6 protein-coding genes are annotated in these 12,711 nt (G+C 62.5%); 1 reads left to right on the forward strand and 5 read right to left on the reverse strand.

All coding sequences use genetic code 11. From position 1 onward, the window contains the following. Positions 1-182 precede the first annotated feature (182 nt). The 4 genes from mdoH to pip all read right to left on the reverse strand — a co-directional run bounded on the left by mdoH (position 183) and on the right by pip (position 6,157). Positions 183-2,756, reverse strand: a complete 2,574-nt coding sequence (gene mdoH, locus N436_RS09695; RefSeq protein ID WP_105946396.1) for a glucans biosynthesis glucosyltransferase MdoH — start codon at positions 2,754-2,756, stop codon at positions 183-185. Then, positions 2,749-4,488, reverse strand: coding sequence for a glucan biosynthesis protein G (locus N436_RS09700; protein WP_211256841.1), 1,740 nt, complete (start codon positions 4,486-4,488; stop codon positions 2,749-2,751). The genes mdoH and N436_RS09700 overlap by 8 nt, the downstream gene beginning before the upstream one ends. A gap of 263 nt (positions 4,489-4,751) precedes the next feature. Further along, positions 4,752-5,189, reverse strand: a complete 438-nt coding sequence (dtd, locus tag N436_RS09705; protein WP_110740876.1) for a D-aminoacyl-tRNA deacylase — start codon at positions 5,187-5,189, stop codon at positions 4,752-4,754. Then, on the reverse strand, positions 5,186-6,157 hold the full coding sequence (gene pip / locus N436_RS09710) for a prolyl aminopeptidase (RefSeq protein WP_060500625.1): 972 nt from the start codon (positions 6,155-6,157) through the stop codon (positions 5,186-5,188). The genes dtd and pip overlap by 4 nt, the downstream gene beginning before the upstream one ends. 170 nt (positions 6,158-6,327) lie before the next feature. Between pip and N436_RS09715 the strand changes: the two genes are divergently transcribed. Then, positions 6,328-11,856, forward strand: a complete 5,529-nt coding sequence (locus tag N436_RS09715; RefSeq protein WP_256589901.1) for a dermonecrotic toxin domain-containing protein — start codon at positions 6,328-6,330, stop codon at positions 11,854-11,856. Positions 11,857-11,900: 44 nt separating this feature from the next. On the opposite strand, the gene hutG is transcribed toward N436_RS09715, so the two are convergent. Further along, on the reverse strand, positions 11,901-12,704 hold the full coding sequence (gene hutG, locus N436_RS09720; RefSeq protein ID WP_105946399.1) for an N-formylglutamate deformylase: 804 nt from the start codon (positions 12,702-12,704) through the stop codon (positions 11,901-11,903). Positions 12,705-12,711 lie beyond the last annotated feature (7 nt).

Below are 12,711 nucleotides of genomic sequence, written 5' to 3' on the forward strand. Positions count from 1 at the left end.
AATCTTATTGTATTGGCACGGCCGTACTGGCCGAGGCGTCGTATCGGAATGGGATGCTAACGCATGGCGGCTCGGGGACCTAGAGCCGGGGGGGACTTTGTTGGCCAAAAAAGCATCGCGGATAAATCCGCTCCTACAGGGGTAACCCTGGTAGGAGCGGATTTATCCGCGATTGCGATGGTTCAGGCGCCGACGAGTGCCGGTTGGCCTTCGTTCTCCGGGTGCAATGGCAGCAACGGCGAATGCGGGTCGTTCTTGATGGAAGCGCGCCACACATCGATCCACGCCGCATTGTGCTCTGCCCACACCTGCTCGTGCAGGCGGGTCAGCGCCACCGGGTCGCTGAGCAGGGCCAGGCGGGTATTGAGGTCAAGCCCTTTCGGCCCAACCTCCATCGCCTTGGCCACACGCTCTGCACGCAGCGCTTCGATCGGCGCCGCCTGACCATGACGGGCAGTGGCCATGGCACAAGCCAGGGCGTTCTGCCGTGGGTCGACCACGGCCCGCACGAAGCCGTCATGCAGGGCATGCCAGCGGTTCTCGTGGGTGTACCGGTCGGTGGCCAGCAACTCTTGCGGGGTAGCGTATTCCTCGGGAATGAGGAACAGCTTCTCGTCTTTGGCTGCCAGGCCCAGGCGCGTACGGCTGGAAATCACCGAAACCGGGATCGACAGCACCAGCGAGCCAACGATAGGCGCCAGCCACCACAGGAAGCTCGGGTTCAGCCACGCCACCAGCCCAGCCCAGGCAATACCCAGCAGGGTTTGCGGACCATGGCGGCGCACAGCCTCGCCCCACGGAGTGGAGTCGTCGTCACGTTGCGGCGAATTCCAGGTCGCGGCCCAGCCGAGGAACGCGGCCAGCACGAAGCGGGTGTGGAAGATCATGCGCACCGGTGCCAGCAGCATGGAGAACAGCATCTCCATCAGCATCGACAAGGTGACCTTGACCCGCCCGCCAAACTCGACGGCACCTTTGGCCCAGATCAGGATGACACTGAGCAGCTTGGGCAGGAACAGCAGCACGATGGTGGTGGAGAACAGCGCCACGGCCTTCTCCGGGTGCCACTGCGGCCACAGCGGGTACAGCTGGTACGGCTCGATGAAGTACTGAGGCTCCATCAGGGTGTTGGTCGCCAGCAGCGCAGTCGACAGCACCAGGAACAGGAACCACAGCGGCGCCGACAGGTACGACATCACCCCGGTGAGGAACACCGCACGGTGCACCGGGTGCATGCCCTTGACCAGGAACAGGCGGAAGTTCATCAGGTTGCCGTGGCACCAGCGACGGTCACGCTTGAGCTCGTCCAGCAGGTTTGGCGGCAGCTCTTCATAGCTGCCCGGCAGGTCGTAGGCGATCCACACGCCCCAGCCGGCACGGCGCATCAGCGCAGCTTCGACGAAGTCGTGAGAAAGGATTGCACCGGCGAACGCGCCCTTGCCCGGCAACGGCGCCAGGGCGCAGTGCTCGATGAACGGCTTCATGCGGATGATCGCGTTATGGCCCCAGTAGTGCGACTCGCCCAGCTGCCAGAAGTGCAGGCCGGCGGTGAACAGCGGGCCGTACACGCGGGTGGCGAACTGCTGCATGCGCGCATACAGGGTATCCATGCCCGAGGCTTTCGGCCCGGTCTGGATGATGCCGGCGTCCGGGTTGGCCTCCATCAGGCGCACCAGGCTGCTCAGGCACTCGCCGCTCATGACGCTGTCGGCGTCGAGCACGACCATGTACTTGTACTCGCCACCCCAACGACGGCAGAAGTCGTCGAGGTTGCCGCTCTTGCGCTTCACCCGGCGCCGACGGCGGCGGTAGAAGATGCGGCCAAAGCCTTTGGTTTCGCGGCACACGTCCAGCCAGGCCTGCTGTTCGGCCACGGCGATATCGGTGTCGTTGGTGTCGCTGAGCACGAAGAAGTCGAAACGGTCGAGGTTGCCGCTGGCGGCCACCGACTCGAACGTTGCACGCAGGCCGGCAAACACGCGCGGCACGTCTTCGTTACAGATCGGCATCACCAGTGCGGTACGCGCCTCGGGTGCAATCGGCTCGTTGCCGGCGCTGCTGCCCGAAATTTTGTACTTGTCGCGCCCGGTGAGCAGCTCGAGGAAGCCCATGAGCGCAGTCCAGAAGCCCGCCGACACCCAGCAGAACAGAATGCCGAAGAGGATCAGGATGGAGGTTTGCAAGGCATACGGCCACACCTGCACCACCGTATCCCACAGCGACTGGTTGAGGATTTCGTCGAGATCGACGAACGACCAGCCCTGGTACGGCAGGATGCCCTTCATGTACCAGCCGGCGACGATGGTCTGGCCGATCATCAGGGCCAGCAGGATGTAACGGCGGATCGAGCCGACCGTGCGCCAGCGCGCCGGCGGCAGCTCGCGCTTGGGTGGCTGCGGCGCATTGGTGCGGCCGGTCATGCGCCGCCACATGCGGATCAGCACGTTGGTGCGCCAAGGCTCTGGCACCACTTTGGTGCGTTTGATCGGCGGGGCGATTTTCAGGCACAGGCGGCCGCTGCCGTCGACACCGAGCATTTCGGCGTCTTCCAGCTCGGCGGCGCTGCCCACGGTCAGGCGCGGGCCCACCGAGGCCTGCACGGCCTCGGCAGCGTCGGCGGCCGGTTTGGCCGCCAAACGTTGGTGCAGCTCACTGAACGACGTGCAATTGGCGAGTTCCGCCCGTTGCTCGTCACTCAGTGGTAGGTGAGCCAGGTACTCGCCAAGCGATACTGGCCTTGCGCTTGAGTTACTCATCGGCAGGCAACTGATAGCTCCAGGTCTCGGTCAGCACCTTCTCGGTGGTGGCCGGGGCCCCGTTGGTGGGCGCCGCATCGGCGGCAGGTTGTTCGGCCTTGGCAGTTTGCTCAGCCTTGACGGCTTTCTCGGCCTTGGCATGTTTGGCTGCGGCCTTGTCCTGCTTGGCGTCCTGCGCAGGCTTGGCGGGTTCGACCGGCACATCGCGCACCAGCGCGGCACGCATTTCGGTCGATTTGTTGGCTTCCTTGACCTTCAAACGCAGGGTCAGGCGCCAGCCCTTGGTCTCAGGGTTATAGCGCAGATTGTTCTCGACCACCTCGGCGTTGTCGCCCACGCTGATCTGGCTGCGCACGGCGGTGTCTTCCGGCAGTGCGGCCAGGGTCGGGCCGGCGAAGTCGACCAGGAAGGCCACGCTGCCGTCTGGCTGGCGAATCAGGTTGGACTGCTTCACATCACCGGTGGAACGCAGGGTCTGCTTGACCGAGCCCAACTCAGGCGCCTGGAACTTCGCCTCGTTGATGGTCCAGTGCAGGCGGTAGGCGTACTCGAACGGCTTGCCTGGCTCCGGCAGCTTTTCCGGGCTCCAGAAGGCAACGATGTTGTCGTTGGTCTCGTCGGCAGTCGGGATTTCGACCAGGTCGACAGTACCTTTGCCCCAATCACCCTTCGGCTCGATCCAGGCGCTTGGGCGCTTCTGGTAGTTGTCGTCGAGGTCTTCGTAGTCGCTGAAGGCGCGCTGACGCTGCATCAGGCCGAAACCACGCGGGTTCTCGACGCTGAAGTTGCTCACGGCCAGGTGTTTCGGGTTATTCAGCGGGCGCCAGATCCACTCGCCGTTGCCGGCATGAATCGACAGGCCTTCGGAGTCGTGCAGGGCCGGGCGGTAGTTGAGCACCTTGGACGGCTGATTAGGGCCGAACAGGTACATGCTGGTCAGCGGGGCAATGCCCAGGCGGCTGACCTGGTCACGCAGGAAGACCTGGGACTGTACGTCGACCACGGTATCGTTGCCCGGGCGCAGGGTCAGCTTGTAGGCACCGGTGGAGCGTGGCGAATCCAGCAGGGCGTAGATCACCAGGTGCTTGTCGGCCGGTTTGGGTTTTTCGACCCAGAACTCGGTGAAGCGCGGGAATTCCTCGCCCGATGGCAGCGCGGTGTCGATGGCCAGGCCACGGGCCGACAGGCCGTACACGTGGCCCTTGCCGACCACGCGGAAATAGCTGGCGCCAAGCAGGGTCATGATCTCGTCCTGCTTGTCGGCCTTGTTGATCGGGTACAGCACGCGGAAGCCGGCGTAACCCAGGTTTTTGGTGGTTTCCGGGTCGTGTGGTACGTCACCGAACTCGAAGCGGCTCGGGTCGTACTTGATTTCCTCGACCTTGGTGGCGGTGACCTCGTTGATTTTCACCGGGGTATCGAAGTGCATGCCCTGGTGATAGAACGACAGCTTGAACGGGGTCTTGTCCTTGGCCCACTCGGCCTTTTCCTGCAGGAAATGAATTTTCTGATAGTCCGCAAACTTCATGTCGCGGAATACTGCCGGCAGGTTGCTTTTGGGTGCTTCGTACTTCTGGCCGGCCAGATCCTTTGCCTTGGCTGCAACATCGTCAAGATTGAATGCCCACAGCTGGCCCGCGCTCATCAGGCCGACCAGTGCCACACTGGCCATCAAAGCCTTGCGCAGCCCGGTTCCGGGGATTCTTGATGCTTTTTGGGGACTAACAATCACGAGCAACCCTCGCCGAAAACAGATCATGAAACCAACGGCCAGCGACAAATGCCGGGTTGGCGAGCACTGTTCGGACCCCGTGAGGGCGTAATGATTCCCCAAACGGATCCAGACAATGCTCGAGTCAGAGTGAAACGAACCTGCGAACGCAGGTCCATGCAGCGCGCGATTATCCAGCAGGTCGCGTGACAACGCATCAGGCTGGAACAACTATTTATCGTACAAAACCCCTTGTTTTCCTATAAACAAAGGGTTTTTTGAGCTCACATTTGTAACATAAATGTTACGGGGCCATCATTGACCAGGTGCACCTGCATATCCGCACCGAAGCGGCCACTGGCCACGTCGGTGTACTGCGCGTTTGCCTGCTGCAAAAGATAGTCGAACAACTCGGCGCCGAGGGCCGGTGGCGCTGCCGTCGAGAAGCTCGGGCGCATGCCGTTGCGGGTGTCCGCCGCCAAGGTGAACTGCGACACCAGCAACAAACCGCCACCGACATCCTTGAGCGACAGGTTCATCTTGCCCTGCTCGTCGCTGAACACACGGTAGTTCAACAGCTTGTGCAACAGCTTATCGGCCTGTTCACGGGAATCTTCAGGCTCGACGGCCACCAGCACCAGCAAACCCTGGTCGATGGCGCCGACCACCTCCCCCGCTACCTCAACCCGCGCACCGCGCACGCGTTGGAGCAGGCCCCTCATGCTTCTTCCAGCGGCAGGTCGAGCAGGCGCCGGGCCATCTGGTCGGCGGCACGCACCAGGGCATCGGTAATACCCGGCTCGGAAGCCGCGTGGCCGGCGTCGCGGATGACTTTCAGCTCGCTGTTCGGCCAGGCCTGGTGCAGTGCCCAGGCGTTGTCCAGCGGGCAGATCACGTCGTAGCGGCCGTGCACGATAACCGCCGGCAGGTGGGCGATTTTCGGCAGGTCGCGGATCAGCTGGTCCGGCTCGAGGAACGCATTGTTCATGAAGTAGTGGCACTCGATGCGGGCGATCGACAGCGCACGTTGCGGCTCGGAGAAGCGATCGACCACCAGCGGGTTGGGGCGCAGGGTGGCAGTGCGGCCTTCCCAGGTGGACCAGGCCTTGGCGGCGTGCATCTGGGCAATCTGGTCATTGCCGGTCAGGCGCTTGTGGAAGGCCTTGACCAGATCGCCGCGCTCTTCCGGCGGAATTGGCGCGATGTAATCCTGCCAGTAGTCCGGGAACATTCGGCTGGCGCCTTCCTGGTAGAACCACTCGATCTCCTGCGGCCGGCACAGGAAGATGCCGCGCAGGATCAAGCCATGCACGCGCTCGGGGTGGGTCTGGGCATAGGCCAGGGCCAGGGTGGAGCCCCACGAACCGCCGAACAGCACCCACTTGTCGATACCCAGGTGCTCACGAATGCGCTCCAGGTCCTCGACCAGGTGCCAGGTGGTGTTGTTCTCCAGGCTCGCGTGTGGCGTGGAACGGCCACAGCCGCGCTGGTCGAAGGTGATGATGCGGTACAGCGTGGGGTCGAAGTAGCAACGGCTCTGGGCGTCGCAACCGGCGCCCGGGCCACCGTGGATGAACACCACCGGCAGACCTTCTGGCGAGCCGCTTTCGTCGACATACAGCACATGCGGCGCTTCCACGGCCAGATCGTGCCGGGCGTAGGGTTTGATCTGCGGGTAGAGGGTCTGCATTGCGCACTCCGTGTGAGGATTATTCGGCCGTGGGCCATCATAAACCTGAATTGCACTTTCAGCACCGTCCTCGCTGATACGGCCAACCTTGCGGGCACACATATCTACCCCCAGCCGGCCAAGCTGCGCGGCGATAGTCCCTTGCTTCCTGTCCTGCAAGGCCTCCCCACATGCCAACATCAGTCACTGCACCGCCCAGCATCCACTACGCCACCATCGAGCGCAGGGTCCCTGCGTGGCTCAGGCAAGCCCCTGCTGAAACCCATCGTGAGATGCGCAACTGGCAGCAGGCACCCGCCTGGCTGGCAACAGCCATCGCGCAACACCCGGAAATTGCCAGTGCATGGCAGGCGGAACATGCCCGCCACCGTGAACACCAGGCACAGGTGCAGAAACTGTTCGAGCAACTCCCCGACCTGGAAACCTACGCTGCCCAAGCCTTGACCGACGCCATCAGGCAGCGATTCGGGCTGGACCTTGATGTTCGCAACACATACCTGGTCGATGCCCGCCTGATCGACACAGCCCACGCAAGCGACGCTCGCCAGGCGATCAACCAGGCCACCCGCTCGCTGCTGCACAGTGCCTTGCACAACTTCGACCTGGCCGCCTGTGCAGAACACGGCATGGATGCGCCCAAGGCCCTGCTGAAGAAATCCGTCATTCTCGACCACCGGCGCTTCATGGGCACCGTGCCGATAACCAATGCGGTAGGGCTAGGCGCGGAAGACTTTGCCGACCTGTGCCGTACCCTGGACATCGGTGGTCAATACCATGCGTTGGTGCATGCCATCTATTACCCTGCGGCCACGGCACAGCTCAGCGCCGATGAAGTTGCCCTTGCCGTTTATGAAACCCTGGGGCGGGCCGAAGTCTCGGCTTACCGGCAGTCCCTGCATTTCGCCCGCTTGAAAGGTGACATCAGCGAGGCGCTTTACACCGCGGCCCTTGCCACGCCGCTTGATCAAGCCCCGCAGGCCCGCTCACCCGTGTCGTTCAGCCTGCTCAACCTGTGGGAAGCCGAACTGACTGGCGTTGCGCTCATTGGCCTGCAAGTTTCAGGGCGCCAAGCCATGGCCTTGTATATTCCCGAGGACAGCACGACGCCGCTCCAGGAGTTCGACACCTGGGAAGCCTTGCAGGATGCCCTGCGCGATCGCCTCCACGCCAACATCCACTACCTGGACAAGCACCTCGCCGACCGCGACAAAGCGCCAATCCTTGCCCGCCTCAAGGACCGGCTCACACCGCTCGGCTGGAGTACGCGCGGCCTGCATGAGCCGATCCCGGACCCACATGCCACCTTGCGCCCGGTCCCACAGCCCTTTACCCATGCCTTCCAGGGCGTGATGGCGTTCCAGAAAGCCCAACGCCACGAGAAGGATGTGCTGTACCACGCCATACCGACCGAAATCGTCGACCGGCGTACTGCCCAGGCGCACCGGGAACTGATTGCCGGCCGCGTGCTGACAGCCTTTAACATCGCGGGTTTCTTCGTTCCTGGGCTGGGTGCGGCGATGCTGGCCGTATGCATGACCCAACTGGCCTTTGAAGTCTATGAGGGTATCGAAGCCTGGGAAAACGATGAGCGCGACACCGCTTATGGGTACATGATCGATGTGGTTGAAAACGTCGCGGTAATGGCCGCCCTTAGCGCAGCGGCCAAGGTGCTGAAAGGTGCCAAAAGCGGCGAATCGGGCGGTGCCGAGGCAGGGCCAAGGGTGGAGGAACCCGAAGTCGAAGAGCCCGAGGCCGAGGCCGAGCGGATTCCGGTGGAAACCCCCTCCTTCATCGAGGAGCTGGACGACATCGAGACACCGGATGGCCAACGCCGCCTGTGGAAGCCCGACCTTACGCCGTACCAGAGCCCTCAAGTGCTACCCGACGACCTGGAGCCGGACGCGCACGGCCTGCGCCACCACCAGGGCGGACGCTGGCTGGTGCTGGACGGCAACCGATATGCCGTCGAGCAAGTGCCGGGCACTGGCGAGTACCACCTGCAACACCCCAACAACCCTCGCCGCTACCGGCCACCCGTAAGGCATAACGGTGCCGGGGCCTGGTTGCAGATAACGGACAAACCGCTGAGCTGGTCGGGAATGACACTGCTGCGCCGGATCGGTCACTTGAACGCGCATTTCGACGAGCCGACACTGCAGCGCATTGTCGCCGTCAGCGACACGCACGAAGACGTGCTACGCCGGGCCTTGGCGCAAAGCCAACGGCTACCGGCCTTGCTGGAAGACACGATGCAACGCTTCAAGCTGGACGAAACGGTCAGCCAACTGCCGGATGCGGGTACGTGGCAAGCCGAGTTTTCCAGCGCCTACGCCCGCCTTCCGGGCAGCTTGGCGCCGGGTGCCGAAGCCATCCAGCGGGCATACCCCAAACTGCCGGCCGCCGTCATCGATGAGCTGGCACGCGGCGCCAGCACCCGCGAACTGCACATGCTCGCCAGCGGCAAGGTGCCCTTGCGCCTTGGCGAGGAAATCCGCATTTACCAGCAACACATCCGCCTGGCCCGCGCGTATGAAGGGTTGTACCTGTCCTGTGTGCCAAGCTGGGATAGCGACCGCCTGATCATGCATACGCTCAAGCGCCTGCCAGGCTGGCCTGCCGAAACAAAACTGCAGGTGCTCCAACGCATGCACTGGCCGGCCGAAGAGCATGCCATTGGCCCGCTGGACACGCACCCGTCTACCACCATCACCCATGCCAGGGCTGGGTACATCATCCACGATGAGCGCCAGCCAAATACGGTGGTCACTGCCTACCCAAGCTTTTTTGCCGCTTTGCATGCGGCGCTGCCAGAGGCCATGGCGCAGCTGGGTGCCACCGATCAGCAAGCGTTGCAGCGCCTGGCTCGGGAAAGCCCCCTGCTGCCCCGCCCAACCTTGAGGACGGTACTGGGTATGCAGCCCGTACGCCCTGGCTACCGTTCACCCATGCGCCTCGCCGATGGCCGCCTGGGTTACCCGCTCAGTGGCGGGGCCCCCACTGCGCAAGGCGTCACCCGCCAACAGTTGATCGACGCTGTAGAAGCCTCAGGCCTGCCAGCCCGAACGGGGCGGTCGGCGGATCAGGTATTGCAGGCACTTGCCAGTCACGGGCGTACACACGCGCAGATGCTGGAACACCTGCAGCTGTTGCTGGAACAGCGCAATGAGCTGCAAAGCAGGCTGGCCGACTGGAGCGAAGCCATCACGCCAACGACAGAACAGGCGGCACGCGATCATGACAGCGTCGGTGATGCGATCTTGCAGCACTGGTATGACACGGCCCTGGAAGCATCTGAGCACCCGGCCGAACTACAGATAACGCGTGTCCCGCTGGCCGACATTCCGCTGAATCTGCCAGACTTTTTCAACACGCGTGTTCGCCGCCTGAGCCTGCTCGACCTGCTCTCGGAAGGCCTTGCGGGCTGGACCCAGAACGAGCGTTTGCTGCAACGCCTGCTCAGGCAGATGCCGCAACTGGAATCGCTGGAAATCAGCCGCTCTTACGACCCGGGGGCAAGCCCTTCGTCCTTCCTTTTCAGCATCCCTACCATCACCACGAACTTGCCCGAGCTACAGCAGCTGGTGCTGACCAACCAGAACATCGCACTGTCCGAAAACGACCTGAATCTGTTGGCCGGCCTTCGCCGCTTGAGGCATCTGGACTTGAGCGGTAACCGGCTGGCACAGCACAACAGACCAAGCTTCCATGAACTGACACTGGACTATCTGGGGCTGGACCACATGCAGCTGGCTCAATGGCCTATCGGCATTGGCAGTGATGCTTTGGGCCGTATCGCCCACCTGTCACTGCGCAACAACAACCTCAGGTCGCTACCCACGTTCCTGCTCAATGACGCAGACGTCTTGCTCAACACGCCGGTGATCTCGCTGCAGGGTAACAGCATCAACGAAACCCACTTGCAGCGCTTGCTGCTGAGCGAGCAGGCCGAGCGGGCCAACATTGCCGTTGATGTGCCGGTAGAACTCACCACAAGGCTTGCGCGCATTCGCAGTGAACGGCAGCAAATGCGCGACGCGATCGATGGCTGGGCCCAGGCCTCCAGCTCTGGCAACCCACTGACCCAGGCCGCACTGGCCGACCGACACAGCATCGAAACCGCCATTAGCCAATTCTGGGAGCACCAGGAGCAGGGCCAGCTGTACCTGCGCCTGCAACTCGAAGATGTAGCCATCGAACATTTCCCCAGGCGGCTTCCATCCTTCTTTGCCGAGCGCGTGCAAGCCATGAGCCTGACACGTTTGCGTGGTACCGCCTCACAGCTTGATGACCTGCTCAGCCGCTTCCCCAACATCACCCGGCTGACCATCGATGCCCACCAGGCAGCGACCCCTTCCCTGGCCTCTGCCTTGCTGCGCCTTAGGCAACTCTCGCACCTGGAATTTCACAACATGGGCCTGGAAGTCGACCAGGCCATGCTGGATATTTTTGCGGGGCTGGACCACCTGACATCACTGGACCTTTCGGGCAACCGCGTGGGCGCCATCAACCAGGTACCGGCACAGTTGGCCAGCAATCTGCAATCACTGGCACTGACCAACATGAACCTGCAAGCGTGGCCAAGCTGGTGCGACGGCTTGCTGCCGCTGGAGCTTCTGGATTTGAGCTCCAACAGCATCACCCAGTTGCCCGAACACATCCTCACGAACCTGAACAACCCCATGCCGATCTCATCGATCGCCTTGTTCGACAACCCTTTACCGCTTGAAACGATCCTGCGCGTGCGCACCTTCTCGGACAGCCAGCACAGCTATTCCTTTGCCTTGGATATCCCGAACAACCTGATGCTTGCTGACTCTTCGAGCGAAGGTTCACTCGACCACCCGCACTTCCCTTTGCTAGGCGACGACAGGCCAATGCTGGAAAACTGGATGCTAGGCAACCCATTGCAGAACGAAGCGTTACAAGACTGCTGGCAAACACTGGAAGGCAGTGATCTTTTACGGCTGGTGGGCCGATTGCACAACGCCGCGCCGTACGTCGACCCGAATACCCGGGCCAGCTTCTGCGAGCGGGTACGCATGATGCTGGTAGTGGCGGCAAGTAACGATACCGAGCGCCCGGTGATGGAAAGCATCGCCGCAGCCGCATTGCCAGACCCGGAAACCGGCTCGCAAACCTGCCACGATGGTGCCTTGCAGGAGTTCAACAATATCGAGCTGTACCTGATGGGTCAGCGATTGCTGGTTGATGCGGGAGATACGTTGCAAACGCTGCGTCAGCGTCTGTTGCAGCTGTTCAGGATCGATCAGCTGGAGTTACTGGCCAACAAGCGCTCAGGCTCGGGTGACCTGGTGTCGGTACGCCTGGCCTACCGCCGCGAACTGGCCAAGGAACTGGACCTCCCGATCGCCGACAGCATGCGTTTTCGTGGCGCTGCAAACCTGGCGCGCAATGAGCTTTCCAGTGTGCTGGAAAAGGTTCGGAAAATTGAACGTAGCGACGTACTGGTCGACTACATGCTGGCGAACAGCGACTGGACTGCACGCCTGCGTGCCGAGTATGCGGACCGCTTCGACGAAATAGAGGCTCGCTTCGGTCTGCGCGTACTCGAACTGGCCAGTGCCGACTACCCGCTTGCGCAAGAACTGGAGTTGCAGAAGGGTTTGCAACACGACAAGGAACAGGAGGAAGCGGAGCTGCTGCGCGAACTGACCATTGCGCAGGTAGCCAACGACTGAACCCCCATGAAGCGGGGCGACGCCGATGGCGTCGCCCCTTCCGTTCAACGCTTGTAACGCTCCGCGCCCCAAGCCAGCAGCGCCTGCAGAAGCTGCTTCAGTACGTCTTGCGTCGGTCTGGCCAAGTCTTCCCGGTAGGCAAACGGCTCGGTTTCGTCCATGTACGTGCTTTGTGCCAGCTCCAGTTGCACAGCATGGATATGGTTGGCCGGGTCACCGTAATGCCGAGTGATGTGCCCGCCTTTGAAGCGGCCATTAAGCACATGGCTATAACCTTGCGCCTTGGCGCACACGCCTTGCAGCCGCTCAGCCAATGCCGGGTCACAACTGGCGCCGTTGAAAGTGCCCAGGTTGAAGTCCGGCAGCTTGCCGTCGAACAAGTGCGGGATCAGCGAACGAATGGAATGGGCATCCCACAGCAGGGCGTACCCAAACTGCTCGCGCAACCGGTCCAGCTCGCTGCGGATCGTGCCATGGTAGGGACGCCAGATTTGCTCCAGATAGCCTTTGCGTTCTTCGCCTGAGGGCGCCAGCCCATCCTTGAACAGCGGCTCGCCCTCGAACAACGTGGCCGGATACAGGCCGGTGGTAGCGCCGGCATACAACGGCTTGTCGTCATCCGGGCGGTTGAGGTCGATGACGAAACGCGAATACTCCGCCGCGACCACGCTGGCCCCCATGTCGCGGGCAAAGTCGTACAACCGGGGGATGTGCCAGTCGGTGTCCGGCAAGCTGCGCGCCTCATCGACCAGGCCGTCGCGCACCGCGTTGCTCAGGCCCAGGCCGGCGTGCGGCATGCTGATCAGCAGCGGCAGGTGGCCTTGGTGAAAACTCAGTACCTTGTCCATCGTGCCT

The organism is Pseudomonas sp. RV120224-01b (assembly GCF_003208145.1).
Taxonomy (GTDB): Bacteria; Pseudomonadota; Gammaproteobacteria; order Pseudomonadales; family Pseudomonadaceae; genus Aquipseudomonas; species Aquipseudomonas monteilii.